Source organism: Bradyrhizobium sp. Kon10 (genome assembly GCF_055807395.1).
Genome location: NZ_JBVVOZ010000013.1, coordinates 67,062 through 91,731 on the forward strand (window position 1 = coordinate 67,062; position 24,670 = coordinate 91,731).

Annotated in this window: 23 protein-coding genes; 8 read left to right on the plus strand and 15 right to left on the minus strand. The window is 62.9% G+C overall.

The window, feature by feature from the left end:
- Positions 1 to 30: 30 nt before the first annotated feature.
- Positions 31 to 663, minus strand: a complete 633-nt coding sequence (locus tag AC0L2O_RS19405; protein ID WP_473370826.1) for a helix-turn-helix domain-containing transcriptional regulator — start codon at positions 661 to 663, stop codon at positions 31 to 33.
- Positions 664 to 766: 103 nt separating this feature from the next.
- On the opposite strand from AC0L2O_RS19405, the gene AC0L2O_RS19410 reads away from it, so the two are divergent.
- A complete protein-coding gene (locus AC0L2O_RS19410) occupies positions 767 to 1,549 on the plus strand; it encodes an outer membrane protein (protein WP_473370827.1) in 783 nt (260 codons plus the stop codon).
- A 327-nt stretch (positions 1,550 to 1,876) separates the two neighbouring features.
- Entirely contained in the window at positions 1,877 to 2,209 is a 333-nt protein-coding gene (locus AC0L2O_RS19415; protein ID WP_473370828.1) for a hypothetical protein, read from the plus strand.
- A gap of 308 nt (positions 2,210 to 2,517) precedes the next feature.
- Here the strand turns inward: AC0L2O_RS19415 and AC0L2O_RS19420 are convergent, their stop codons facing one another.
- From AC0L2O_RS19420 to AC0L2O_RS19445, 6 genes are all read right to left on the minus strand, one after another.
- A complete protein-coding gene (locus tag AC0L2O_RS19420; RefSeq protein WP_473370829.1) occupies positions 2,518 to 2,979 on the minus strand; it encodes a DNA-methyltransferase in 462 nt (153 codons plus the stop codon).
- A gap of 18 nt (positions 2,980 to 2,997) precedes the next feature.
- A complete protein-coding gene (locus AC0L2O_RS19425) occupies positions 2,998 to 3,873 on the minus strand; it encodes a ParB N-terminal domain-containing protein (protein ID WP_473370830.1) in 876 nt (291 codons plus the stop codon).
- 65 nt (positions 3,874 to 3,938) lie between these two features.
- On the minus strand, positions 3,939 to 4,391 hold the full coding sequence (locus AC0L2O_RS19430) for a hypothetical protein (RefSeq protein ID WP_473370831.1): 453 nt from the start codon (positions 4,389 to 4,391) through the stop codon (positions 3,939 to 3,941).
- Positions 4,384 to 4,905 carry a DUF5681 domain-containing protein gene (locus AC0L2O_RS19435; RefSeq protein WP_473370832.1) on the minus strand — a complete coding sequence of 174 codons (522 nt, stop codon included), beginning with the start codon at positions 4,903 to 4,905 and terminating at the stop codon, positions 4,384 to 4,386. Before AC0L2O_RS19435 ends, AC0L2O_RS19430 begins: the two co-directional genes overlap by 8 nt.
- The gene (locus AC0L2O_RS19440) at positions 4,895 to 5,434 is read right to left on the minus strand and encodes a hypothetical protein (RefSeq protein ID WP_473370833.1); all 540 of its coding nucleotides are present in this window, start codon (positions 5,432 to 5,434) and stop codon (positions 4,895 to 4,897) included. Before AC0L2O_RS19440 ends, AC0L2O_RS19435 begins: the two co-directional genes overlap by 11 nt.
- A gap of 454 nt (positions 5,435 to 5,888) precedes the next feature.
- Positions 5,889 to 7,112, minus strand: a complete 1,224-nt coding sequence (locus AC0L2O_RS19445; RefSeq protein WP_473370834.1) for a phenylacetate--CoA ligase family protein — start codon at positions 7,110 to 7,112, stop codon at positions 5,889 to 5,891.
- Positions 7,113 to 7,198: 86 nt separating this feature from the next.
- On the opposite strand from AC0L2O_RS19445, the gene AC0L2O_RS19450 reads away from it, so the two are divergent.
- Positions 7,199 to 8,350, plus strand: a complete 1,152-nt coding sequence (locus AC0L2O_RS19450) for an AGE family epimerase/isomerase (RefSeq protein WP_473370835.1) — start codon at positions 7,199 to 7,201, stop codon at positions 8,348 to 8,350.
- An 18-nt stretch (positions 8,351 to 8,368) separates the two neighbouring features.
- On the opposite strand, the gene AC0L2O_RS19455 is transcribed toward AC0L2O_RS19450, so the two are convergent.
- The 6 genes from AC0L2O_RS19455 to AC0L2O_RS19480 all read right to left on the minus strand — a co-directional run bounded on the left by AC0L2O_RS19455 (position 8,369) and on the right by AC0L2O_RS19480 (position 15,544).
- Positions 8,369 to 9,208 (minus strand): ABC transporter ATP-binding protein, encoded by an 840-nt coding sequence (locus tag AC0L2O_RS19455; RefSeq protein ID WP_473370836.1) that lies wholly within the window; start codon positions 9,206 to 9,208, stop codon positions 8,369 to 8,371.
- Positions 9,209 to 9,343: 135 nt separating this feature from the next.
- Positions 9,344 to 10,627, minus strand: coding sequence for an ABC transporter substrate-binding protein (locus AC0L2O_RS19460; protein WP_473370837.1), 1,284 nt, complete (start codon positions 10,625 to 10,627; stop codon positions 9,344 to 9,346).
- Between the two features lie 45 nt (positions 10,628 to 10,672).
- On the minus strand, positions 10,673 to 11,746 hold the full coding sequence (locus AC0L2O_RS19465) for a branched-chain amino acid ABC transporter permease (protein WP_473370838.1): 1,074 nt from the start codon (positions 11,744 to 11,746) through the stop codon (positions 10,673 to 10,675).
- A 3-nt stretch (positions 11,747 to 11,749) separates the two neighbouring features.
- A complete protein-coding gene (locus AC0L2O_RS19470; protein WP_473370839.1) occupies positions 11,750 to 12,643 on the minus strand; it encodes a branched-chain amino acid ABC transporter permease in 894 nt (297 codons plus the stop codon).
- A gap of 151 nt (positions 12,644 to 12,794) precedes the next feature.
- Positions 12,795 to 14,726, minus strand: a complete 1,932-nt coding sequence (locus tag AC0L2O_RS19475; RefSeq protein WP_473370840.1) for an AMP-binding protein — start codon at positions 14,724 to 14,726, stop codon at positions 12,795 to 12,797.
- The gene (locus AC0L2O_RS19480) at positions 14,723 to 15,544 is read right to left on the minus strand and encodes an ABC transporter ATP-binding protein (RefSeq protein ID WP_473370841.1); all 822 of its coding nucleotides are present in this window, start codon (positions 15,542 to 15,544) and stop codon (positions 14,723 to 14,725) included. The genes AC0L2O_RS19475 and AC0L2O_RS19480 overlap by 4 nt, the downstream gene beginning before the upstream one ends.
- 337 nt (positions 15,545 to 15,881) lie before the next feature.
- Between AC0L2O_RS19480 and AC0L2O_RS19485 the strand changes: the two genes are divergently transcribed.
- From AC0L2O_RS19485 to AC0L2O_RS19500, 4 genes are all read left to right on the plus strand, one after another.
- A complete protein-coding gene (locus tag AC0L2O_RS19485; RefSeq protein WP_473370842.1) occupies positions 15,882 to 16,559 on the plus strand; it encodes a Crp/Fnr family transcriptional regulator in 678 nt (225 codons plus the stop codon).
- Positions 16,560 to 16,690: 131 nt separating this feature from the next.
- A complete protein-coding gene (locus tag AC0L2O_RS19490; protein ID WP_473370843.1) occupies positions 16,691 to 20,002 on the plus strand; it encodes an adenylate/guanylate cyclase domain-containing protein in 3,312 nt (1,103 codons plus the stop codon).
- A 21-nt stretch (positions 20,003 to 20,023) separates the two neighbouring features.
- Positions 20,024 to 20,704, plus strand: a complete 681-nt coding sequence (locus AC0L2O_RS19495; RefSeq protein WP_473370844.1) for a redoxin domain-containing protein — start codon at positions 20,024 to 20,026, stop codon at positions 20,702 to 20,704.
- A gap of 122 nt (positions 20,705 to 20,826) precedes the next feature.
- Entirely contained in the window at positions 20,827 to 22,272 is a 1,446-nt protein-coding gene (locus AC0L2O_RS19500) for a DUF5939 domain-containing protein (RefSeq protein ID WP_473370845.1), read from the plus strand.
- Positions 22,273 to 22,277: 5 nt separating this feature from the next.
- Here AC0L2O_RS19500 and AC0L2O_RS19505 read toward each other — a convergent pair whose 3' ends face one another.
- Positions 22,278 to 23,117 carry a uroporphyrinogen-III synthase gene (locus AC0L2O_RS19505; protein WP_473370846.1) on the minus strand — a complete coding sequence of 280 codons (840 nt, stop codon included), beginning with the start codon at positions 23,115 to 23,117 and terminating at the stop codon, positions 22,278 to 22,280.
- 156 nt (positions 23,118 to 23,273) lie between these two features.
- On the opposite strand from AC0L2O_RS19505, the gene purU reads away from it, so the two are divergent.
- Complete coding sequence (purU, locus tag AC0L2O_RS19510; protein ID WP_473370847.1) at positions 23,274 to 24,137, plus strand: formyltetrahydrofolate deformylase; 864 nt, start codon at positions 23,274 to 23,276, stop codon at positions 24,135 to 24,137.
- Positions 24,138 to 24,254: 117 nt separating this feature from the next.
- On the opposite strand, the gene AC0L2O_RS19515 is transcribed toward purU, so the two are convergent.
- Complete coding sequence (locus AC0L2O_RS19515; protein ID WP_473370848.1) at positions 24,255 to 24,539, minus strand: hypothetical protein; 285 nt, start codon at positions 24,537 to 24,539, stop codon at positions 24,255 to 24,257.
- Positions 24,540 to 24,670 lie beyond the last annotated feature (131 nt).

Sequence of the window (24,670 nt, forward strand, 5' to 3'; positions counted from 1 at the left end):
TTATGGCGGGTCTTGAAGATCGGCGGCACTCTACTTGGAGGTTTTTAAAGCCTTTGAGGGCCGACCAAGTTTGGGTCGCGGTAGCTCCGACCTGTGTGGAAGCGCGACGATAAGGAGCCGAAGCTGCATCGCCGCGAGGACCTTCAAGATTCGACTGAGATGTGGGTCCACGGCGCCCCCGAATGTCTTGTACATCGTTCTCCGCTCGATGCCTGCACCCCGCGCAAGGGCGGAGACATTCTGCGAGAGCACAGCTTCTCTCAATGCGAGGAGTGCCTCCTCGAAGCTATTGCCGGCGAAGCCTTGCGTTAGTCGCTTTGCGAACGCTTCGGATGCATCGGGCGACGCCCAGCCGGGTGCAGTCTGCACCTCGGAAGGATCCGCTAGCACCACGCCGGCTCGCAGGTTGAGCGCAACGAACAGCCTCAGGATTCGGCTGAGCTGAGGGTCGATTCGGCCACCAAATGTTCTGTACAGGGTATCCCGCCTTAGACCGGCATCTCGCGCTAACATCTGCACGTTTTGAGCCTGCATAACGAGGCTCAGACTCGTCCGCGTGGCATCAAAGTCATTTTTTCTCATCTTTTCAGTTAGATAGCCGGCGATTGCCGCCGGATTGTCGCGGAATAGTTCAGCCAGGATTGCCTTATTGCTAGCCAGCATCGCCGATCGATTGCCCGTCACTGTGGCCCGTGAGTTACAGCATTTTTAGCCGTTCAGGCTAGATTAGCTAAGACATCGACGCACACTGCTTGGGGATTTTGTGATGAAGAAGATTTTGCTCGCTCTCACCGCGGTGGCGGCGATGACCGGTTCGGCTTCGGCGGCTGACCTCGCGGCCCGTCCCTATGTGAAGGCGCCGATGGCGGCCCCGGTTGCCAACTGGACTGGCTTCTACATTTTTGGCGGCGGCGGCGGTGGCCTTTCGGCTGCCGACCAGCATGTCCAGACCACGGTCGGCGCTATTCCGCTGACGATCGATCAGCGTCAGGGTGGTTCGGGCTGGTTCGGCACCGTCGGTCTTGGCTACGACTGGCAGTTCAGCGGCACCTGGGTGGCCGGCGTGTTCGCCGACGGTCAGTTCGGCAGCATCCGCGCCACGGTCCAGGATCCGACCCTCGGCATCACCGGCACTCAGAAGCTGGAAGACTCCTGGGCCGCTGGTGTCCGCCTGGGCTGGCTGGTTGCTCCTAACGTTCTCTCCTACGTCAATGGTGGTTACTCCGGCGCTCACTTCGGCCAGACCAACTTCCTGACGCTGGCCGGCGTCCCCGCCGGTGCCCACCTCAACAGCTACAACCGCAACGGCTGGTTCGTCGGCGGTGGTGTCGAAAACAGCCTGAACATCTTCGGCATCTCTTCGCCCGGCTGGTTCATGAAGACCGAATATCGCTCGGCCTTCTACAACGCCAAAACTCAGGACGAGCTGCTCGATGTCGGCAATGTTCCGGTTGGCAACAGCGTCCGTGCCAACAGCTGGAACCAGACGATCTCGACCTCGCTGGTTTACCGCTTCAACTGGACCGGTCCGGTCGTCGCGAAGTACTGATCCGAACGCAAGTTCAAACGACAAAGCCCCGGCATCGCCCGGGGCTTTTTCGTTGTGGTGCATCTGCCCTGGACTAAGCGGGGAGGCTACGTGCGACAGGAGGCGCGGACCATTTGCGCCTCCCGGTATGGTCCTCAACCTGGCCCAGGACAGGCAGCGGCTTGCCGGCGCCGACCCGAAGCCGAGGTGCTCGCCTCTCCCATTCTCGGCGGAGCTTGCGCCGATTCGCACAGCCGGTGGCTTGTTTTGGAAGCCCACGGCTAAGCTGACACAAGCCTTTTTCGGACGTACGTTGCTCGACCATCGCCGTTTCGGTCGGAGCAAAAGATGATAAGAGCGCTAGTCGTCATCGCCATGCTGCTTCTGCCGACAACGTGTCTGAAGGCCGGATCAACGATCGTTGGTGCCGGCTCTCAGTCTTGCAAAGCTTGGATCAACAGGAAGAAGAACCCGGTCGTGAAGGAAACCTTCGAATCCTGGGTCATGGGCTTCGTCAGCGGGCTAAATGTCAGCGGCGACAGAGAGATTGTCGGCGGCGGCGATTTCTCAGCGATTGTCGCCTGGATGGAGCGGCGCTGCAGCTCCAATCCTTCAGATCAAATTGGGGTTGCAGCTCTAGATCTCGCAATGGAATTGGCCAAGGATGCGGCGAAGCGCTGATCTTTGTGAAGCTTGCTGGTCCGAAGCCCGCCTCGACCGCTCATCTGCCCAGACTCGACGGCTGCGGGCAGCAAGGGCAGCGGTTGGGAATGAGCTTAGAGTGTCGTTGCGCGATTTTGATTTTGGCGGCTGATGACGAGATCATGACGGCCGTCTCCCGTGAAGGTCGCGAACGCCGCGGTCGAGGCCGGGCTATTCGGCTGGTTGAGCGAGCGCGCACTGGAGGTGAGCGAAGACGGGCGGGTGCGATTAGACTTCGCGCCGCCCGGCCGGCGGTGGATGTGGTGGTCGCCGGCCGGGCAAGTTCGCTATTCGGCAGCCTGTCGCGTTTCAGATTGTACCTGACGTCGGGCCGCAACCTGCTCGAACGTCTCGGACGTCGTCTCCAGGATTGCATCCAGGCCGCACACCGTCTTGAGGCGGCGCAGCGCGACATCACAATAGCGCGGGTCGATCTCGATGCCGTGACCGACCCGGCCGGTTCGCTCGGCGGCGATCAGCGTCGTGCCTGAGCCGAGAAACGGATCGAGGATGATTGCTTTGCGGCGCGAACAGTCGCGGATGGCATCCTCGACCATCGCAATGGGTTTAACGGTCGGATGCAACGCAAGGTCCGACCGGGCCTCCCCGAAGGCGTTCACGCCGGCATAGGTCCAGACGTTGGTGCGGTTGCGACCATGCTTGCCGAGCTCAATGTTGTTGATGTGCGGCGCGGCGTCGGACTTGAACACGCAAACGAGCTCGTGTTGGGAGCGGTAGAACGAGCCCATGCCCGCGTTGGTCTTGGCCTAGACGCACAGGTTCTTGAGCTCGCTGTAGACGCCCTCGGCGGCCGCAAGCATGTCCTGGATATGCCGCCAATCGATGCACTGGAAATGAATCGCGCCGTCAATCGTGCAGGTTATTAGGTTGCGGAACACGGAGTTGAGGAAGGCGGTAAATTCGGACCGGGACATCTCGCCGGAAGCCATGGCGAATTCGCCGTGCATGATCTCGCCGTGGCAAGAGACGTTCCCTGCAATCGGAACGTTATAGGGCGGGTCGGCAAACACCATCTGCGCCCTCTTGTCGCCGAGCAGAGAGCGATAGGTCTCAAGCTCGGTTGAATCGCCGCAGATCAGACGATGCTCGCCGATTCGCCAAAGATCCCCGCTCTGAGTGATCGGTGCTCCGGCGGCGGGCTCGATGGGCCCGTCGGCCGCATCATCGGTCTCGCTTGCCGCCTCAGCGGCCTCGCCAATCAGGATGTCGATCTCGGGCATTTCGAAGCCGGTAATGGTGAGGTCCAGATCGATGTTGAGCTCGTGGAGGTACTGCAGCTCGAGCCCGAGCAGCCGTTTGTCCCAGCCCGCATTCTCGGCAAGCTTGTTGTCAGCGATCACGTAGGCGCGGATCTCGGCCTCGCTCAGATCCGCCAGGCGGAGCGTCGGAACCTGGGCAATCCCGATCAGCGTCGCCGCCGCGAGCCGGCCATGGCCGGCGATCACGCCGTTGTCCGGGTCGATCAGTATCGGATTGGTAAAGCCGAACTTTTCGATCGCCTTTGCGATTTGCTCGATTTGCTTTTTGGAGTGCGTGCGCGGGTTGGACGCGCGAGGGTTGAGGGCGGATGTATCCTGGTAGACGATCGCGAGCTCGCGGTGCTTTGGGGTGGCTTGCAACATGAAGAACTCCCTTTGCTGGTTACAAAACGAGTTCTTAGCGAGCAGCAGGGGCCGGCTCATTCAGATCAAACCAGGCGGTATTTTTCTGAAGCGGCCTCATTGAGAAACGATCTTGCGCTCATCCGCAGATCCCAGCTCTTGATGGCGATCTTGGCTGCGCGTTCGTGCAGCGGCTCGGAGACCCGCCCGTGGCTTTGTTTGGAGCGGCCTTTGGTCTCGGTCTGCTCGGATTGAGGCAGCTCTTGGAGCAAGCGCCTATAGTCCCGGATGGCAAGGGCGAGGCGGTATTGATCGAGTGCCGCTTTCTTCGGCCGCCCGGGCTTGCCTTTCAATTCGCCGCGCAGGCCCTTGAGGATCAACGGGTTGAGCCAACTCGGCAGCGGCGCGGCGAGATTGGCTTCCACCAGGGCGGCGAGTTGCTCGCGATTGGGCTGGACGCCCGTTGCAACGAGCCGTGCCCAATAGGTGAGGCTGGTCTCATCATAGAGATCGTAAAGGGTCGGGCTGTCGTCAGTCATGTTCGCCCCGGTATTTTCTATCGTGCGCCAGCAGTGCGTTGCCGTAAGCCGAAGGCTCGCCGCGGACCGCCTTGATGAACTCCTCCGCATCAAGGTTGATGGCCGTGCCGGGCTCGATTTTGTTCTTGTTGTGCTCCATCTCGGCGCTGATGTACTCTTTCATCGACATCTCAGCCGGCACGACCAATACGCCTCCTTGGCGGTCGGCCGGGCCGGGCGCTGTTTGATTTCTAATCTTGTGCAGCTCCTCCGCTGCGGCGGGCGAGCCGAGCGCCGCGAGCGCCGTGAGCTTGAGGACGGCAATCTCGAGACGCGTCAGCGTTTGCCGCTTGCCGTTCAGGGTCAGCGGGATTTTCGACAGCGCGACCTTTCTTGTGATCGCGGCCATGCTGACCGTGCCCTTCGGCCTGCCTGCGGGATTGCCGGATTGGCCTTTTTGGAAACGCGTTGTCTCCGGCGGTGGCTTGCGTCCGGATGCAGAGCCGCCATTTTGCCTCGTGGTGCTAGAAGACATTTTGACCCTCCGCGCGTGCTTGTGCGAGAGCCTCGTCCTTTAATGTTTTTAGCCGCGCGAGATCGCGGTCATATTCGGCCAAATACGGCGTCAAGGTTGCTTCGTCCCAGGGCGGCGGTCCCTCTCGCATCAAAATGTAGCCGGCGAGGTCCGCGGGCAGCTCATTCGGGAGGTGGATCACGACGGCGAGCTGCGCGACCTCAGGGTCGAGCAGGCCGGCGCGGCCGCATTCACGTAAGAACTGCTTGATCGCGCGGAGCCGCCCCTGAACGACCGCAGCAAATAGGCCATGGAGCAGCGCCTCGTGCGGATGCACCTTCCTGGCCTTCCCCCTGAGCTTGACCTCGACGGGCTTATCCAACAGCGCTGCGATGTCGGGGCGATTTGCCGAGGTCCGCTTGGTCAGCGTTCGTTGCGGCTGCGGCCGCGAGCCAAAACGCGTGTCCTTTGGCGGTTTGCCGTAGCCGACTTCGTAGGTGCGCGCGCCAGGTGCGCCATCGCTCGGATCGTCGTTCTCGTTGGATCGCATTGTCTCACCTCCATTTTGGCTAACGCCTCGGAGTGAGACCTGTTATGCGGCAGACGACCACAAAAAGGCACCACACGCCGAGGCGCGGGTCTCGCGCAACTCGTTCATGCTGGGCTCGCTTTCTGGGTTTCTGAAGCGGGCGAATGCAGGTCGCTCAGACCACATCGCTAGCGCTTTCTTAGGCAGGAAAATCGCAGCGGTCAAACATATTTGGGCGCATGAGACGCTGCATTGGTCCGTCAGAGGTGAGAGCCGGCCGCGGCGCATGCAGCAAGACTTGACCGGGCATCGGCCATTTTCCCGCACAGACTCGGTCGATTTCCCGGTTTCCGATCGCGGGAATTAGGCCGCCAACCCCCTTGTTTTCTCCTGTTTCTTGCGCAGGTACATTCTCAAAAGGCGCCGCGTTTGTTGAATTTGCCCTGTTATTTCCCGAGGGCTCGTCTGTCATTGCTTACCGTTCATCCGCAATGATCTTGCCGTCGTTCGGCAGCGCGCCGAGGCCGACCAGCTCGACATTGCCGCCGAGCTTCGTCACCGCGCGCAAGCTGGCGGCGATCTCCTCGCGCAACACGTCGCTCGATGCATTTGTTTCGGCCTTCAATGTCATCGCATCGGTCTCGGCCTGGCGCGTGACGACCAGGCGCAATCTCCCGAGCGCGGGGTGGCGCTTGCCGATCTCGGCGACCTGATCGGGACGGACGAACATGCCTTTCACCTTGGTGGTCTGGTCGGCGCGGCCCATCCAGCCCTTGATGCGCATGTTGGTGCGCCCGCAACGGCTCGGGCCCGGCAGCGCCGCGGTGAGGTCGCCGAGCGCAAGCCGGATCCAGGGATGATGTGGATCGAGCGAGGTCACCACGATCTCGCCGACGTCGCCGGCAACGACGGGATCGCCGGTGCCGGGTTTGACGATCTCCATGATCAGGTCCTCGGTCACGACCATGCCGTCGTGCGCCGCGGTCTCGAAGGCGATGAGGCCGAGGTCAGCGGTGCCGAAGCCCTGGTAGGCGTCAATGCCCCGCGCCTTGATTTCGGCCTGGAGCGAAGGCGGAAAGGCGGCGCCCGAAACCAGCGCGCGCTTGATCGAGGAGACGTCACGGCCTGCGGTCGCGGCGCCGTCGAGCAGGATCTTCAAGAAATCAGGCGTGCCGCTATAGCCGATGGGCTTATAGGCCTCGATCAACTCGAACTGCTGCTCGATGTTGCCCGGACCGGCGGGGATCACTGCGCAGCCGAGCGCACGTGCGGAGGAATCGAAGATGAAGCCGCCCGGCGTCAGATGGTAGCTGAATGTGTTGAGCACGACATCGCCTTCCCGGAACCCTGCCGCGAACAGCGCCCGCGCGCCGCGCCAGGGATCGGCCTGCCGCCCTTCCGGTTCGAAGATCGGACCGGGCGACGTGAAGAGACGGGCGAACGAGCCGGGCGCCGCCGCCACGAAGCCGCCGAAGGGCGTGGAAGCCTTGTGCAGGGCCGGCAGTTCCGATTTGCGCAGCACCGGCAGGCGCGCCAGCGCCGTTCTGGAGGTCACTGCGCCTGGATCAACGCCCTTGAGCCGCTCGGCATAGGCGGGCGCGGCCATTGCGCTGCGCAGGACGCCGGGCAGACCGGAAAACAGTTCGGCCTCGCGCGCGGCTTGGTCGCGCGTCTCGAGGGCGTCGTAATGGGCGGTCATGGCTGGTCTTTCCGCGTTGGGATCTGTTGCGCGCCGCCACTTGCATGGGTATCAGACGTCCATTGGCGGGGCTTGAAGAGGGCACGATGGCGGACGAACGCATCATTCCGGCAGAAGCGGCGGCCGATGTCGTTGCGCGCCTGAAGGGCCGTATGATCGATGAGGCGATGCCGTTGTGGTCCACGGTGGGCTGGGACCACGCGGCAGGGGGATTCATCGACCGGTTGTACCGTGACGGTACAGCTGATGTGGCCGCGCCGCGGCGCGTGTTCGTACAGGCGCGCCAGATCTGGTGCTACGCCAAGGCGGCGCAGATGGGCTGGTATCCCGACGGCCGCGCCATCGCGCTGAAGGGGCTCGAGCACATGCTGGCCAAAGCCAAAGCACCCGACGGCCGGCCCGGCTACGTGCACCGGCTGACGCCGGAGGGGACGGTGCTGGACTCGCGGCGCGACGCCTACGACCACGCTTTCATCCTGTTTGCGCTGGCGACCGTCTATTCGCTCGACAAGGATGCGCAGATTCGCGCCGAGATCGATGCCCTGCTTTCCTTCCTCGACGGCCATCTGCGCTCGCCGCATGGCGGCGTCCACGAAGGCCTGCCGGTTTCGCTGCCGCGCCGGCAGAATCCGCACATGCATCTGTTCGAGGCGATGATTGCGTGCTTCGACGCGACCCACGATCTGTCGTTCCAGAACCGCGCCGGCGAGTTCTTCGCGCTGTTCCTCGCCAATCTCTACGACAAGCAGAAGCGTGCGCTCGGCGAATATTTCGAGGAGGACTGGTCGAAGATCGAACCGGTCAGTGTCGAGCCGGGTCATCAGGCGGAGTGGGTCTGGCTGCTGAAGGGCTTTGAGCGCATCACGGGATGTCCGACCGGACAGCGGCGCGCCGAGCTCTTGGCCACCGCGCAGCGCTATCGCGACGAGGCCACTGGCTGCCTCATCGACGAGGGCGACGATACCGGCAACATCCGCCGCAGCACGCGCCGGCTGTGGCCGCAGACCGAGATTGCGAAGGCCTGGATCGCGCAGGCCGAGTCCGGGGAGGCGGGCGCGGCGGAGGAGGCGCGCGCGGCGCTGGTGCTGCTCGAACGGCATTATCTCAGCCATCCCGTGAGGGGCGGCTGGTACGATCAGTTCGACCGCGACGGCAATTCGCTGATCGACACGATTCCTGCGTCGTCGTTCTATCATGTTCTCTGCGCAGTCACGGAAGCGGAGCAGGTGCTGGGTTAGGCTCGAAAGCCTTGTTGGTCACAGCCAGCGCTTGCGCCGTTTGAAGCTCTTGAGGTTTTTGAAGCTCTTGCGTTGGTCGCCGGCGCCGCCGAGATAGAATTCCTTGACGTCCTCATTGTCGCGCAATTCGTCCGCGGTGCCGTCGAGCACGACCTTACCCTGCTCCATGATGTAGCCATGGCTCGCCACCGACAGCGCGGCGCGCGCGTTCTGCTCGACCAAAAGAATGGTAACGCCGAGCTCGCGGTTGATCTTCTGGATGATGGAAAACACCTCCTTCACCAGCAGCGGCGAGAGGCCCATCGACGGTTCGTCCATCAGGATCATCTTCGGGCGCGCCATCAGCGCGCGGCCGATCGCGAGCATCTGCTGCTCGCCGCCGGAGAGATAACCGGCAAGGCCGGTGCGCTCCTTCAGGCGCGGGAAATAATTGAAGACCATGTCGAGATCGGCATCGACCTCACGGTCCCGGCGGGTGAAGGCGCCGAGCCTGAGGTTTTCCAGCGAAGTCATGTCGGCGATGATGCGCCGGCCCTCCATCACCTGGAAAATGCCGCGGCGCACGATCTTGTCGGGGTCGATGCCATTGATCCGCTCGCCCTCGAACAGGATCTCGCCACGCGTGACCTCGCCGTCCTCGGTCTTGAGCAGTCCCGAGATCGCCTTCAGCGTCGTCGACTTGCCGGCGCCGTTGGCGCCGAGCAGTGCCACGATCGCGCCCTTTGGCACGTCGAGGCTGAGGCCGCGCAGCACCAGGATGACGTCATCATAGACGACCTCGATGTTGCGCACGGCGAGGAGGGGCGGCGCGGGGAGGATACTGGGAGGGGGACGAATGGCTTCGAGGATTTCGGTCATTGGGTCTGCCGCCAATTTGATACTCTCGTCATGCCCGGGCTTGTCCAGGCTTGTCCCGGGCATCCACGTTCTTCGAGCCGACTGGTCAGACGTGGATGGCCGGGACAAGCCCGGCCATGACGCCCGTGGTTGGCTTTACCACCCCAGCAATTCCGGCTTGCGCGGCAGCTCCACGGTCTTGACCTTCTCGAGCTTGATCGTGCCCTTGGCCATGAGGTCGTTGAGGTCGCCGTCGGTCGCGCCCGATATCCTGGTGCGATAGAGGTCGACCTTCAGCGTGCCGCGATGGTCCTTGTCGGTCCAGGTCGAGGGATTGCAGACGCCCTCCATGCCTGATGGCACCCAGTCCTTCTTCTGGTAAAAACCCTTCACGACGTTGTCACCGGTGGCGCCGCCGTTCTTGGCGGCCCAGTCGAGCGCTTCCTTCATGTAGAGCGCCGAGCAGACCGCCGCGATGTAGTGCACCGGACGGTAGACCTTGCCGGTGGGGTCGGACATCTTCGAGATTTCCATCACCGTCTTCATGCCGGGCGCATCGCCGCCCCAGCTCACGGCGGTGCGCAAGGGGAAGATCACCCCGTTGGCGGCATCGCCTGCGGTCTTGGCGGCATTCTCGTCCATGCCCCAAACATTGCCCATGAACTGGATATCGACCCCGGCGGTCTTGCAGGCCTTCATCACCGAGATGTTGGAGGCGGCGGTGTTGCCGAGATAGGCATAGTTGGCGCCCGAGGATTTCAGGCTCAGGCACTGCGCGCTGTAATCGCCTGGCGCGAGCGCGAACACCAGCGGCGGCAGCACCTCGAAGCCGAGTTCCTGCGCCATGGCTTCGCCGGCGGCCTTCGGCGCGTTCGGGTAGGGGTGGTTGGCGCCCATATGCACGAATTTCGGTTTGCCGGGCCTGCCCTTGGCCTTCCAGTCCTCAGCCGCCCACATCAGCATCGCGCGGAGCGAATCCGAATAGCTCGGGCCGTAGAAGAAATTGTAGGGCGCGGGCTTGGCCTTGCCGCTGACGCCTTCGGGATCGGTGAGGGCTGCGGCATAGGAGCCGGACATGTCCGGAATCTTGTCCTGGGCGAGGAAGCCGGTCAGCGCCTCGGTATCGGCGGTGCCCCAACCCATGATCGCGGCGACCTTGCTGTCCGGCGCCGACCACTTCTTGTAGAGCGCGATCGCGCGCGGCACCTGGTAGCCGTAATCGTTGGTGTCGACATTGAGCTGCTTGCCGCCGACGCCGCCGTTCTTGTTGACCCAGGCAAAGGTGTCGGCGACGGCCTGACCATAGGGCGTGCCGACGTCGGAGGTGCCGCCGGAATAATCGGCGAGATGCCCGATCGCGATCTGTGCCTGCGCGCCCGCCGAGACTACGGCGATCACAAGCGCGAGCGATGCGGTACTCAAAAGGGATTTTGTCTTCATGGGTTGCCTCCTCTGTTTATTTGTTGGTCAGAGAGTTGCCCGCGCTCAATGCGAGAACGGGTAGAGTTTCCAGTAAGCCTTGATCTGCCGCCAGCGATGCGCGAGTCCGTCCGGCTCGAACATCAGGAAGGCGATGATGATCGCCCCGATCGCGATTTCGCGCAGGAAGGTGATGTTGTTGTTGAGCGAGAGCGCCTTGTCGATCGCGCCGCCCTTCAGCGCCACGCTGAGAAATTCCATCGATTCCGGCAACAGCACCACGAAGGCGGTGCCCATCAGCGTGCCCATGATCGAGCCGGTGCCGCCGATGATGATCATCGCCAGGAACAGGATCGAGCGCTCGATGCCAAAGCCTTCCTGCGAGACCACGAGCTGGTAATGAGCGTAGAGTGCGCCGGCAATGCCGGCGAAGAAAGCGGCGAGGCCAAACGACAGCGTGCGGTACTTGGCGAGATTGATGCCCATGATCTCCGCGGAGAGATAATGGTCGCGGATCGCCACCAGCGCGCGGCCGTCGCGCGTGCGCATCAGATTGGTGACGAGGACGTAGCTCGCGATCACATAAGCCAACACGACGTAGAAATATTGTTTGTCGCCGCGCAGCGTGTAGCCGAAGATGGAAAACGGCTCGGCGCTGGCCGGCACCGAGCCCCCGGTGAACCACTCCGCGCGGGAGAAGAAGTCGAGCAGGATATATTGCGCCGCCAACGTTGCGATGACGAGATAGAGCCCCTTCAGCCGCGCCGCCGGGATGCCGAACACCAGACCCACCAGCGCGGTGACGACGCCCGCGAGCGGGATCGCAAAAAACACCGGCATCGGGGCGTTGTTGGAGATGTAGGCCGAGGTGAAAGCGCCGAGAAGGAAGAAAGCGGCATGCCCGATCGAGATCTGCCCGGTGAAGCCGACCAGGATGTTCAGCCCCAGCGCTGCGATCGAGAAGATGCCGATCTGAATGAGGATGCTGAGCCAGTAGCCACCGAGGACTTGCGGCACCAGGCAAAGCAGCAACACGCCCGTTATCGCAAAGTTGCGGCTGGTCGTGGTCGGGAAGATCGTGGTGTCGGCCGCATAGGAGGTGCGGAAATCACCAGCAGGGATGAGGGCAGGGCCGGCCATGGATCAGATTCGCTCGATGTCGTGGGTGCCGAACAGGCCGTAGGGCTTGATCATCAGCACGATGATGAGGACGTAGAACGGCGCGATCTCGTAAAGATTGCCCCAGTGCAGATACTCGCTGTCGATATATTGCGCCACGTTCTCGAGTAGCCCGATGATGATGCCGCCGAGCACGGCACCGCCGACGGAATCGAGCCCGCCGAGGATCGCCGCCGGAAACACTTTGATGCCGTAGCCGGCCAGGCCCGACGACACGCCGTTGACCACCGCGACCACAACGCCCGCGACCGCCGAGACCGTGGCGGAGATTGCCCAGGCCATTGCGAATACACTCTTCACGGAGATGCCGAGCGACTGCGCCACTTGCTGGTTGAACGCGGTGGCGCGCATCGCCAGGCCGTATTTGGAGGCGCGGAAGAACCAGGCCATGCCGATCATCATCGCGACCGATACCACCAGGCTCATGACATAGACGGTCTGGATCTGGAGCCCGAACAGGCTGACCGACTGGCTCTCGAACACGCGCGGGAACGGCTGCGGATTGACGCCGAACATCCATTTCAGCGTGGCCTGGAGCACGGTGGACAGCCCAATCGTCACCATGATGACCGAGATGATGGGTTCACCGATCATGGGCCGCAGGATCAGCACCTGGATCGCGATGCCGAACACGAACATGAACACCAGTGTCATGGGCATGCCGATCCAGAACGGTACTTGGTACTTCGCAAGCAGCGCCCAGCACACCCAGGCGCCGACCAGCAAGAGCTCGCCTTGAGCGAAATTGACAACCTGCGTCGCCTTGTAGATCAGCACGAACGACATCGCGACCACGCCATAGAGCGTGCCGACCACGAGGCCGTTGACCAGGAGCTGGATGAGGAAGGCGGTGTTCATGTGCAGGTAGCTCGATCAATGATGGCTGGCGACGAATTCTCGGTCGTCATGCCCGGGCTTGTCCCGGGCATCCACGTCTTTCCTCCCGCCCGCGGCAGTATCGTGGATAGCCGGGACAAGCCCGGCCATGACGGCAGCGCAAGCAAACTGATCACTCCGCGGCCTCCGCCATGTGCCCATGCCCACCCAGGTCCACCACCCGCAGTGTCGTTCGCACCCTCTGCGTGGTGCCGTCCTGGAAACGGATCACGGTGTCGACGGGGATGTCGGCGTCGCCGCGGTAGATCGCGTCGATGATTTCAGCGTATTTCTCGTTGATGACACTGCGACGCACTTTTCGGGTGCGGGTGAGCTCGCCGTCGTCGGCATCGAGCTCCTTGTAGAGCAGCAGGAAGCGCGAGATGCGTTGCGCCGGCGGCAGCGTGGCGTTGACGGTCTCGACTTCCTTGCGGAGCAGCGCGTACACCTCAGGCCGAGAGGCGAGATCGCTGTAGGTCGTGAACGAGAGCCGGTTCTTCTCCGCCCATTTCGAGATGATGGAATAGCGGATGCAGATCATCGCCGCGAGCGCGTCGCGGCCGGCGCCCAGCACCACGGCTTCCGCGATATAGGGCGAAAATTTCAGCTTGTTCTCGATGAACTGCGGTGAGAAGCGCTCGCCGCGCGAGGTCTCGGCGAGATCCTTGATGCGATCGATTACGACGAGCTGCTGGCTGGCGTTGAAATAGCCGGCATCGCCCGACAGCATCCAGCCATCCCTGATGTCAGCGACGCTCGCCTCCGGGTTCTTGTAGTAACCGAGGAACATATGGGGATGCCGCACCACGATCTCGCCGACGCCGTGGACGTCGGCATTGTCGATGCGGATCTCCACGCTGTCGGCCATCGGCACGCCGGTGGTATCAGGGTCGACCTTGCCCTCAGGGTGCAGCGTGTAGGCCCCCAACATCTCGGTCTGGCCGTACAGGGTGCGTAGCGGCACGCCCATCGCCTGGAAAAATTTGAAGGTGTCGGGCCCAAGCGCCGCGCCGCCAGTTGCGGCAGAACGCAGGCGGGTGAAGCCGAGGCGGTCGCGCAGCGCGCGGAACAGGATCGTATCGGCAAAGCCCGAACGCTTGCCCTGTTCGATCGCGGCAAGCCCGCGCTTCATGCCGATCTCGAACAGGCGCTGCTTGAACGGCGTCGCGTCCATCACCTTGGCGCGGACATCGGCGGCGATCGATTCCCACACCCGCGGCGCAAACAGCACGAACGTCGGCGCGATCTCGCGCAGATCGTTCATCATCGTGTCCGGCTCTTCGACAAAGTTGATCTTCATCCGGCACAGCAGGCCTTTGCCCAGGACGTAGACTTGTTCCATGATCCACGGCAGCGGCAGCACCGAGACGTATTCGTCGTCCGGTCCCTTCGGATCGAAGGCGAGATAGGTCGCACAATGGCCGAGCACGCGGCCGGCGGCGAGCATCGCGAGCTTCGGATGCGAGGTGGTGCCGGACGTCGTGCAGAGGATCGCGACGTCCTCGCCCTTGGTCGCGTCCACCAGCCGGTCGTAAAGCTCCGGTTCGCGTGCGGCCCGCGCCCGGCCGAGCTCGGCGAATGCCTCCGCCGACATCAGCCGTGGATCATCGTACTTCCGCATGCCGCGCGGGTCGGAATAGATGATGTGCTTCAGTCTCGGCACGCGCTCGGCGAGCATGAGAAGCTTGTCGACCTGCTCCTCGTCCTCCGCGAAGACGAGTTGCGCCTCGCCATAGGTGAGGAGATAAGAGGCCTCTTCGTCCAGCACGTCGCGATAAAGCCCGAGGCTCAATCCACCAATGGCATGGGTGGCGACTTCCGCCGCGACCCAGTCCGGCCGGTTGTCGCCGATGATGCCCACGACATCGTCGCGCCCCAAGCCCAGTTCGACGAGGCCGAGCGCGAAATCGCGCACGCGCATCTGGTAATCATTCCAGGTGAAGAGGCGCCAGAGCCCGAGATCTTTTTCGCGCAACGCGATCTCGTTGCCGTGCTCCTTCGCATTGAGCCGGAGCATCTTTGGATAGGTATCGGCCTGCGCGACACGGCCCGCGTAATCCATCATGCCGCGCTCTCCTGCGCCGCCGGGGCATCGTCGGGATCGACCAGCACCTCGTCCTCTTCGCCGAGATAGGCGCGCCTGACGTGGGGATCGGCGAGCACGGCGGCCGGATCGCCCTCGGCGATCTTGCGGCCGAAATCCAGCACTATGACGCGGTGGGAGATGTCCATCACCACCCCCATATCGTGCTCGATCATCACCACCGTCATGCCGAACTCCTCGTTGAGGTCGACGATGTAGCGGGCCATGTCCTCCTTCTCCTCGAAGTTCATGCCGGCCATCGGCTCGTCGAGGAGGATGAGGTGCGGCTCCAGCGCCATGGCGCGGGCGAGTTCCACACGCTTGCGCAGGCCATAGGAGAGCGTGCCGGCTTGCGCCTTTCGCACCGACTGGAGGTCGAGGAAGTCGATGATTTCCTCGACCTTGCGGCGGTGCTCGAGCTCTTCCTCGCGTGCGCCGGTGAGCCAGTACAGCGAGCCCGTCAAGAAATTGTTCTTCAGGAGGTGATGGCGCCCGACCATGATGTTGTCGAGCACGCTCATATGGTGGAACAGCGCCAGATTCTGGAAGGTGCGGCCGATACCGAGCGAAGCACGCGCGTTCGGCGTCAGGTCGGTGATGTCGCGGCCCTGGTAGAACAATTGGCCTTCGGTCGGCTTGTAGCGGCCGGAGATACAGTTCACGATCGAGGTCTTGCCGGCGCCGTTGGGGCCGATGATCGAGAACAGCTCGCCCTTCCTGATGGCGAAGCCGACATCGGTCAGCGCACGGACACCGCCAAACCGCAAGGACACGCCGCGCACTTCAAGACTGGTCGCCACCAAACAAATCCCTCCCCGGTGATGGCGCTTGATTGGCGCTCTTCGTGCGTTCCTGTCGGGCGATCCTAGTACGGCCGTGCCGGTGAGGCCATGCAGCAGATGGTCTCGACCGGGACCGCGCGGCTCTCGCTCCCGATCGGGATCAAAAGCCGCATCGCCCAAGGTGGTCCTCAATAGGGGAAAGCGCTATTTTGAAATGTCCCGCACCTGACAATTCTGCGACAAAGTATTTTCGGGCGGCGGCGACCACCTTCTTTCGCCGGATGACGGCCGAAGCAATGTGTTGCAGTGCAGCAGAAGAGCGGAGTGACGAAACGGTGCGGCTGGCTTCCGGATCATGATTTCAGAGGATCAACTGAAGCGGGTTGCCGCGTGGTCGCGCGAACTCACGGAAGCGGAGATCGAGGCCGCTCGCGCCGGAATCACCGAGCGGTCCTACCGCACCGGCGAAACCGTGTTCATGCGCGGCGACACGTTCGCCTACTGGGCCGGCATGGTGAGCGGTCTTGCACGGATGGGCGGGGTCTCGCGCGACGGCAAGGAGACGAGCCTTGCCGGGCTCACCGCCGGCGCCTGGTTCGGCGAGGGCAGCGTGCTCAAGAACGAGCCGCGCCGCTACGACGTCGTTGCGCTCCGCCACAGTCGAGTGGCGCTGATGGAGCGTGCCGCCTTCATGTGGCTGTTCGAGAACAGCGTCGGCTTCAACCGCTTTCTGGTGCGCCAGCTCAACGAACGGCTCGGCCAGTTCATCGGCATGCTCGAGGTCAATCGCACGCTCGACGCTACCGCGCGGCTTGCCCGGAGCATCGCCTCGCTGTTCAATCCAATCCTCTATCCGGAATCGACAGCGCATCTGGAGATCACCCAGGAGGAGATCGGCGCGCTCTCCGGCATGTCCCGCCAGAATGCGAACCGCGCGCTGAACCGGCTGGAGAAGGAGGGGCTGCTGCGGCTGGACTACGGCGGCGTCACCATTCTCGATATCGAGAAGCTGCGCAGTTACGGGGAGGAGTGAAACCCCGTTCCCGGCCGTTAACCAACCACCGCTTGCTCTTCCTCTGCGACGAGCCCATGCTTGCCAGCTCCCTGGGCCCTCCGGCAGGTCCAGTCGATCGCGCCATCGCGGCTTCCGCGAGGACTTGAGGCATGAACTGCCCTTGCTGCGGTTCCGAGGTTCAGAGCGGCTTTGCTTTCTGCCCGAAATGCGGCACCAAGCAGCCGGACGCGTGCCCCGGCTGCGGCTATGCATGCGCACCCGATTTCGCGTATTGCCCGAAATGCGGCGCGCTCATCTGCGAGGCCTCCAAAGCCGGGGGATCGGCGCGACCGAGCCGGCCGGCAGCATCGATCAGGGCCTCCTCACCGCCGCTGGTGCCGACAGCCGACTCTCAACAGGCATCTCGACCGCAGCCGGACAAGCTCGACAACGAAGCCAACCGCCGCACCATAACCGTGCTGTTTGCCGACCTCAGCGGCTTCACTGCGATGAGCGAACGCCTCGACCCAGAGGTCATGCAGACGCTTCAGAACGAATTGTTCGAGGAACTGACGGAAGCGGTGCAAGGCTTTGGCGGCTTCGTGGACAAATTCATCGGCGATGCGCTGCTCGCGCTGTTCGGCGCGCCGGCTGCACATGAGGACGATCCGGAGCGGGCAGTCCGCGCTGCCCTCGACATGATCAAGCGGACGGAGCAGCTCAGCGAACGTGCGAAGATCTATGCCGGCGCACCGCTGCTGCTCCACATTGGTATCAACACCGGCCACGTGGTCGCAGGCGGACTGGGTGTGGGCGTTGCCAAGTCCTATTCGGTGACCGGCGACACGGTGAATACCGCCCAGCGATTGCAGTCGATGGCGCCGCCGGACGAGGTGCTGGTCGGGCCCTTGACCTACCGTCTGACCCGCCATGCATTCTCGTATGAATCGCTAGGCGAGGTTTCGCTCAAGGGCAAGATGGGCAGTGTCCTGGTCCATCGTCTGAAGGGGCCGCTCGACATGCCGCGTCCGGCGCGAGGCCTCGACACGCTGGGCCTCAGTGCGCCGCTGATCGGGCGGGACGCTGAGCTTGCTCGTGTGATCGGCAGCCTCGATCGCGCGTGCGGCGGCGCGGCGCAACTGGTGCGGCTGGTCGGCGAAGCAGGCATCGGCAAAACCCGCCTGGTGAACGAATTTGTCGCCCGTATTCGCGATGAGGAGCGCTTCGCAGGTGTGGCGATCCGGCAGGCCATCTGCTCGCCGCTCGGCGAGCAATCCTACGGCACGCTCGCTGCGGTGCTGCGCGGCGCCTATGGCATCGCACAGAAGGCCAGCGTCGCGGAAGCTGAGGCCAAACTGGCTGAAGCGCTGTCGGAGCTTGGCCTGACGCCCGAAGAGGCAGAGCGGCTGATGCCGCTCTATGTCCACGTTCTCGGCCTCGGCGGGCCGAAGGCCGTGCTCGGGCATGTCGAGCCAGAACAGCTCCGGCGGCAGATATTCTTTGCGATCCGGACCGTCTTCGAACGTCGCTTGGCCTTGTCACCGCTTCTGATCATTGTCGAGGATCTGCATTGGGCCGATGCCGTGTCTCTTGAGGCGCTCCGGTTCCTGATGGATCGGCTGGAGCGCACGCGACTGATGCTGTTGTTTACGCATCGACCAATGCTGGAGCTGGATCAGTTCGGTTCGGGTCGGATCAGCCACACAATCCTTCGATTGCCTCCGCTCGGGGACGCTGACGGACAGAAGCTGCTCACGGCCTATTTCAGTTGGCGCGAGCCGCCGGGAAACCTGTCCAGCCGTATCCTGGAACGCGCGAGTGGCAATCCACTTTTCCTCGAAGAAATCATCCGCGGTCTCATCGAAGCCGGCGCCTTGGAGCGCGACGGCCCGCAGTGGCGGATGAAGTCGGATGAAGCCGCCGCCGATATTCCGGCAAGCATTCAGGCGCTGTTGCTGGCGCGATTGGATCGGCTGTCGCATGAGGTGCGCCGGCTGGCCCAGGAGGCCGCGGTGATCGGCTCGCGCTTCGACGCGGCGCTGCTCGGTGCGACGGCAACCGAGCCGGCGAAGGTCGAAGCGGGCCTCGAACTTCTGTGCGACGCCGAGATTGTCGAGGAGGTTGCGGGCACGAATTCGATTTCGCTGCGATCCTACCGCTTCACGCAAACCATGCTTCAGGACGTTATCTATCAAAACCTGCTCTTGCAGCGGCGGATCGAACTCCATGGACGGATTGGTGCTGCGCTGGAACGGCTCTATGGCAGCGAGCCCGAACGACTCGAAGGCCACATCCTGCTCGGGCATCACTTCAGCCTGAGTGCGCGCAAGTCGAAAGGCGCGCGCTATCTGCGGGCAGCCGGCGATCGCGCACGCGCGACTTATGCCAATGACGATGCCATCCGACTCTACCAGCAGGCCCTCGCCGTATTGTTGACCAGCGGGGAATGCGAGCCGGAGCACCTGGTCCTGTACGAGCGGATCGCGGATCTCTGCGGCGGAGTGGGCCGGCGCAATACGGCCGAGGAGCACTACCAGAGCGCGCTGGAGGGGCACCGCTCCGCAGAGGACTGCATCGGCGAAGCGCGAATCCTTCGCAAGCTTGGCCGGCTATTATGGGACGCCGGCAAGCGGACCAAGGCAGAGACGCATTACGCCGACGCTGCTGAACTGCTCGGAGGGATCGATGCGCCCATCGAGTGGGCGAACCTTTTGCAGGAGCGTGGCCGTCTCGCGTTTCGCATGGGCGATCACGTGGCCGCCGCGAAATGGGCGGACGAGGCGCTGGGTTACGCCCGGTCCGTGCCAGCGGACGCGGACGAGCAGGCGGGACTCGAGGCGGCACGCGCCATTGCCGAGGCCCTCAACACAAAGGCGGTTGCACTGGCGCGGCTTGGACGGCACCAGGACGCGGTGCGCGAGGTGGAGCAAAGTGTCGCAGCAGCCGAAGCCGCCGGCCTTCTCAATGTGGCCTGCCGCGGCTACACCAATCTCGGCGTGCTCTACACGATTATCGACCCGGCCCAATCCATGGAAGTTTGTCGGCGCGGCCTGGATGTCGCGCGTCGTATCGGCGACCTCGGGTTCCAGGCGCGCCTTCTTGCCAATTTTGCCGTTGCCTGCTGCACCTTCACAGACAAATGCACCGACCAAGGTGTGCCGGCTGCCGAAAAGGCGATCGAGATCGACCGTGCGCTCGATCAGCGCGAGCATCTCCCCGTGCCCCTGATCGTGCTCGGGCAAATCCACCAATGCCATTTCCGGCCCGATCAGGCCGCTCGCTGCTACAATGAGGCCATCGAGGTCGCGAGCGAAACTGGCGAGCCGCAGCAGCTCTTTCCATGCTATGATGGTCTCGCGACGCTGAACCTGGATCGCGGCGACATGCCCGAGGCCGAGCGGTATTTCGCGCTGGCCGATGACGTCTGTACGAGGCACGGGCTTGATCCCGCCGGACTGATTGTACTGCCATTTCTTGACTAGATCATGTGAAGGAGTTCAACCATGTCAGAACGTCATGTCGATGGACCGCTGCAACCCGGTGATCGTGCACCGAACATCGTGCTGGACGCCATCACGCGCGAAGGGAAGGTCGCGCTCGAGGATTTTCGCGGGCAAAGTCCGATATTGGTCGGCCTGTTTCGAGGTCTGCACTGCCCGTTCTGTCGCCGCCACATCGCGGCACAGGCGCAGCTTGACGCGGCTCTGCGCGACAAGGGCATCGAAAGTCTGACGGTCGTCAATACGCCGATCGATCGCGCGCGGCTCTACTTCCGTTATCACCCGTTGCCCAATCTGCTCGCCGCCTCCGATCCCGAGCGGGTCTCGCACCGCGCGTTCGGCCTGCCCAATATCGAGTTCACGGAGAAGGAAACCGAGTGGCCGCGCAAGGTGGGCATGGATGTGGTCATGAGCATGCAAGTGGACATTCCCGGAGAATTGTCCGGGCCGATGAATCGTTTGGCGGCTGCCGAGCAGCTCAACAAGAAGGATAACTACGAGATGATGGAAGCCGATCAGCGCATGGCCGCAACCGGCCAGGGCCAGCTGTTCGGCCAATTCCTGCTCGATCGGGAAGGCGTCGTGCGCTGGAGCTTTACCGAGGTTCCCGAAGGCGGCCAGCGCATGTTCGGGATGCCGAGCCCGGGTGAGTTGATGTCTGCTGCCTCGCAGGTGGCAGGCTAGCATGGTCGCCCAGTCGGCGTGCTGCCCTTGCCGCAGACGGCTGGGGCCTGTGCGCTTGAGGTGCAGCCGCCACTTTCCCGACCACGCCTGGGCATCACGAACGTAATGACCTGAGTGCACCAATGACCAACATTCAGGAGAGGCTCCTCGAAAGCAAGATGACCGAGATCGAGCGGGCCCGATCCTGGAGCCCCCGCGTGATCTCCAAATTCGAGACGCTCATCAGGAGCGGTGACGATTCATCGCTTTATCGCATCAATCCACTGGCATTCGCGCGTGACCGCGCGATAGCGGAGCCGGAAAGCATAGACCTGTTTCTCTATGCAGCGACAAGCGGGTTATTCGAAATGAGCTGGGATGTTGTTTGTCCCCAATCCGGCATGGTGCTCGATAGCTTCGGCGCCTTGCGCACGCTCAAAACCCACTATGTCTGTGGTTTGTGCGACGTCAGTGGTGAAACCGATCTCGACGACTTCATAGAGGTCACGTTTACGGTGTCGCCCCAACTTCGGCGGATTCCGTTTCATGATCCTGACTCCCTCTCGGTCGAGGATTTCCACTGGAAGCTTCGATTTCTGAATGGCGCGCGGATACCAGGCCAGCAAATCCGATTTCTCGACTATTTGCATGTGTTCGTTCGCGGCCTTTCGTTCTTGCCGCCAGGCTCCGCCACGACCATTCGTTGCGAACTCGGTCCCGGCGCTCTGGCGGGGGTCAATATCCAAACCCAGGCTGCGTTCGTCGTTGCGGTGGCCGGCGAGCCGACAACCACGCCGACAATCTTGCGAATTGGATATGATGGGCAGCGCTTTTTCTCCTCTCTGGCCGCTGTACCGCCCGGTCCCGTGATTATCGAGACGGTGAATCGCGGAGCCATGCGAGGCTCCTTGCTCCTGATCAACTGGCCGCCTGAAGTTCTGGCTCAAGCGACTAAGCCGCCGCTTGATTTCGAGCCCTACATGTCTGGCGGGATGTTGCTCGCGAGACAGACGTTTCGGCGGCTGTTCCGGTCAGAACGCGTGGACGAAAGGGAGGGCCTGGGTATCCGGCAGGTGACCTTGCTGTTCACGGATTTGAAAGGGTCGACCGCCATGTACGAACGGCTTGGCGATCTCAATGCCTACGCGCTGGTCCGCGAACATTTCGCGTTACTCGGCGCGACCGTCCAGGAACATTCCGGGGCTATCGTCAAGACGATCGGCGATGCGGTCATGGCTGTCTTCTCTCGCCCGACCGACGCGGTTTCGGCGGCGCTCGACATACTCGGGGAAATCGAGCGCTACAATTCCGAGCATGGCGATCCGAGCATCATCCTGAAGATCGGAGCCCATTGCGGCCCCTCCATCGCTGTAACCCTGAACGACAATTTGGATTATTTCGGCCAGACCGTAAATGTGGCCGCGCGTGTCCAGTCGCTGGCGGACGCTGGTGAAATTTGTATCTCCGAGGCGCTGTATTCGGCGCCTGGAGTGAGCGATCTCCTGTCCGGGCATACAATCGCAGCGTTCGACGCGCCCCTTCGCGGAGTTGAAGGAAACGCCAACGTGTACCGTGTGATGCGCGGATAGGAGACTTACGTCGCTCGCGGGGGACGCTTCTCCGCGAGTGCCGCCGCCATCGCCGAGATCAGCGGCCGCATGAAATAGTGATCTTCCACCGGCAAGATGTCGGCACGCAAGCCGTGCGCGGCGAGTTCGCCCGAGACTGCAGGCCCGACCGACGCAATCAGCGTCCGCTCCAATCCTTCGCGTAACTTCCCCTCGCTGCCATGCGCTTTCGATGTATCGATCAGGCGGCGGACCTGGCCGAGATTGGTGAGCGCGATGCAATCGATCCGTCCCTCCGCCATGTCGTCGATTGCGGCGACTACGTTGGTGTCCGCCGCCTTCGGATCGTAAACGTACGGCAGCACGGTATCGACCTCGGCACCTTGCGCCGAGAGCGCCCCGATCAACGCGCTGTGGTCCTTGTCTGGATAGAGCTGGAGGCCGAGACGCCGGCCCTTCAGTTCGAGCTTGCCCAGCATCTCGATCACGCCTTCGGTGGTCGGCTTCTCCGTGGTCTGCTGTGCCTCAAGTCCGATCTCGCGCAGTGCCTTGCCAGGCTTCGGGCCGCGGGTGAATTTTCGCGATTTGGCGAGTGCGGCGACAAAAGCCTGGTCGATCCCGCACGCGCGCGCGAGCTTCATCATCCGCCGCAGGCCTTCGCCGGTCATCAGCACGAGATCGTCAAAGGGCTTGTCGATGGCGCGGCGAATCCAGGCTTCGACAGGGGCCGGGTCCGGCGCGTCATGGATGGTGAACATCGGGCACTGCACGACCTCGGCGCCCTGTTCGGCCAGAAGTTTCGAAAACTGCGCCTCCTCGCGCGTTTCCAGGATCAGGATGCAGTAGCCGTTCAAGCGGTCGGCCATTGGTGTGCTCCGGTCAGTCGATCGCAATCGTCGGTTCATCCTGACTCGGTCGCCGGGATTGGCGCAAGGGTCGCGTCGGTGCTAGAGCAGGGCGCAAATCGCGGGTGTTCCGCGGTCTTTGCCCAAACCTTCATCAAGAGCTATTTTTCAACAGCCATGCCTGATCATCAGTATGTCCTGACCCTGTCCTGTCCGGATCGCCCCGGCATCGTCTCGGCGGTCTCGACGTTTCTCGCCCACAACGGACAGAACATTCTCGACGCCCAACAGTTCGACGACGTCGAGAGCAAGAAGTTCTTCATGCGCGTGGTGTTCACGGCGGCCGATCTCGCGGTGGAGCTTGCAGCGCTCCAGACCGGCTTTGCCGCGATCGCCGAGCGTTTCGGCATGGAATGGCAGATGCGCGACCGCGCCGCGCATCGCAAGGTGATGCTGCTGGTGTCGAAGTCCGACCACTGCCTCGTCGACATCCTCTACCGTTGGCGTACGGGTGAGCTGCCGATGACCTTGGCCGCGATCGTCTCCAACCATCCGCGCGAGGTTTATGCCGGGCTGGATTTCGGTACCATCCCGTTCCACTATCTGCCGGTGACCAAGGAGACCAAGCGCGAGCAGGAGGGGCGGATCCTGGATCTGGTCGCCGAGACCGGCACCGATCTCGTGGTGCTCGCCCGCTACATGCAGATTTTGTCCGACGACCTGTCGGCAAAATTGTCCGGCCGCTGCATCAACATCCACCACTCGTTCCTGCCGGGTTTCAAGGGCGCAAAACCCTATCACCAGGCCCACGAGCGCGGGGTCAAGCTGATCGGCGCCACCGCCCATTACGTCACCCGCGACCTCGACGAGGGTCCGATCATCGACCAGGACGTCGAGCGCATCAGCCATCGCGACACGCCGGAAGATCTCGTGCGCAAAGGCCGCGACATCGAGCGCCGCGTGCTCGCCCGGGCAATCCGCTACCACCTCGACGACCGCGTCATTCCCAATGGCCGCAAGACCGTGGTGTTCATGGATTAGGCACCGTCATTCCGGCGCGATGCGTCAGCATCGAGCTATGGTGCGCAATTGCGCACCTGAGAAATCTCGAGATTCGGGTTCGCCTCTTCGAGGCGCTCCGGAATGACGGCGTGTGGCTCAGTGCACCGCGTCGCCTGACGTGGAGCCCGTCGAGCCCTTCTGCGCCTGCTCTTCCTTCTCGCGATCGGCGGCCGGCAGCAGCCGCTTGCGCTCGCGCTCTCTCATGTAGGCGTCGTATTGCGGTGTGCCTGGTCTCGGCGGAGCGTCCGCCGGCAAGCCGCCGGCCCATTGCGGGACGTAGTCGCCCATGCCTGCCGAGAGTTTTTCGTTGACGGTGCCGCAGCCGGACAGCCCCACGGCGAGCGCGGGGAGGATCAGGAGGGAACGGAGGGACTTCGGCATTATGTCGGCACGCGGGTTCGGTCTGGTTAGACGCCAGAGGTCAGGCTGGTGCCGGGACAGTAGCTTTCAACAAGGTAAAATAGACTTATTCGAGGTAGGTAATAAGCTACCGAGCTATGGTCAATGCGGCT

Bases quoted from the DNA above. Each gene is read 5' to 3' on its own strand.
- AC0L2O_RS19405 (WP_473370826.1), bottom strand. From the start codon at position 663: ATGCTGGCTAGCAATAAGGCAATCCTGGCTGAACTATTCCGCGACAAT.
- AC0L2O_RS19410 (WP_473370827.1), top strand. From the start codon at position 767: ATGAAGAAGATTTTGCTCGCTCTCACCGCGGTGGCGGCGATGACCGGT.
- AC0L2O_RS19415 (WP_473370828.1), top strand. From the start codon at position 1,877: ATGATAAGAGCGCTAGTCGTCATCGCCATGCTGCTTCTGCCGACAACG.
- AC0L2O_RS19420 (WP_473370829.1), bottom strand. From the start codon at position 2,979: ATGGGCTCGTTCTACCGCTCCCAACACGAGCTCGTTTGCGTGTTCAAG.
- AC0L2O_RS19425 (WP_473370830.1), bottom strand. From the start codon at position 3,873: ATGTTGCAAGCCACCCCAAAGCACCGCGAGCTCGCGATCGTCTACCAG.
- AC0L2O_RS19430 (WP_473370831.1), bottom strand. From the start codon at position 4,391: ATGACTGACGACAGCCCGACCCTTTACGATCTCTATGATGAGACCAGC.
- AC0L2O_RS19435 (WP_473370832.1), bottom strand. From the start codon at position 4,905: ATGTCTTCTAGCACCACGAGGCAAAATGGCGGCTCTGCATCCGGACGC.
- AC0L2O_RS19440 (WP_473370833.1), bottom strand. From the start codon at position 5,434: ATGCGATCCAACGAGAACGACGATCCGAGCGATGGCGCACCTGGCGCG.
- AC0L2O_RS19445 (WP_473370834.1), bottom strand. From the start codon at position 7,112: ATGACCGCCCATTACGACGCCCTCGAGACGCGCGACCAAGCCGCGCGC.
- AC0L2O_RS19450 (WP_473370835.1), top strand. From the start codon at position 7,199: ATGGCGGACGAACGCATCATTCCGGCAGAAGCGGCGGCCGATGTCGTT.
- AC0L2O_RS19455 (WP_473370836.1), bottom strand. From the start codon at position 9,208: ATGACCGAAATCCTCGAAGCCATTCGTCCCCCTCCCAGTATCCTCCCC.
- AC0L2O_RS19460 (WP_473370837.1), bottom strand. From the start codon at position 10,627: ATGAAGACAAAATCCCTTTTGAGTACCGCATCGCTCGCGCTTGTGATC.
- AC0L2O_RS19465 (WP_473370838.1), bottom strand. From the start codon at position 11,746: ATGGCCGGCCCTGCCCTCATCCCTGCTGGTGATTTCCGCACCTCCTAT.
- AC0L2O_RS19470 (WP_473370839.1), bottom strand. From the start codon at position 12,643: ATGAACACCGCCTTCCTCATCCAGCTCCTGGTCAACGGCCTCGTGGTC.
- AC0L2O_RS19475 (WP_473370840.1), bottom strand. From the start codon at position 14,726: ATGATGGATTACGCGGGCCGTGTCGCGCAGGCCGATACCTATCCAAAG.
- AC0L2O_RS19485 (WP_473370842.1), top strand. From the start codon at position 15,882: ATGATTTCAGAGGATCAACTGAAGCGGGTTGCCGCGTGGTCGCGCGAA.
- AC0L2O_RS19490 (WP_473370843.1), top strand. From the start codon at position 16,691: ATGAACTGCCCTTGCTGCGGTTCCGAGGTTCAGAGCGGCTTTGCTTTC.
- AC0L2O_RS19495 (WP_473370844.1), top strand. From the start codon at position 20,024: ATGTCAGAACGTCATGTCGATGGACCGCTGCAACCCGGTGATCGTGCA.
- AC0L2O_RS19500 (WP_473370845.1), top strand. From the start codon at position 20,827: ATGACCAACATTCAGGAGAGGCTCCTCGAAAGCAAGATGACCGAGATC.
- AC0L2O_RS19505 (WP_473370846.1), bottom strand. From the start codon at position 23,117: ATGGCCGACCGCTTGAACGGCTACTGCATCCTGATCCTGGAAACGCGC.
- purU (WP_473370847.1), top strand. From the start codon at position 23,274: ATGCCTGATCATCAGTATGTCCTGACCCTGTCCTGTCCGGATCGCCCC.
- AC0L2O_RS19515 (WP_473370848.1), bottom strand. From the start codon at position 24,539: ATGCCGAAGTCCCTCCGTTCCCTCCTGATCCTCCCCGCGCTCGCCGTG.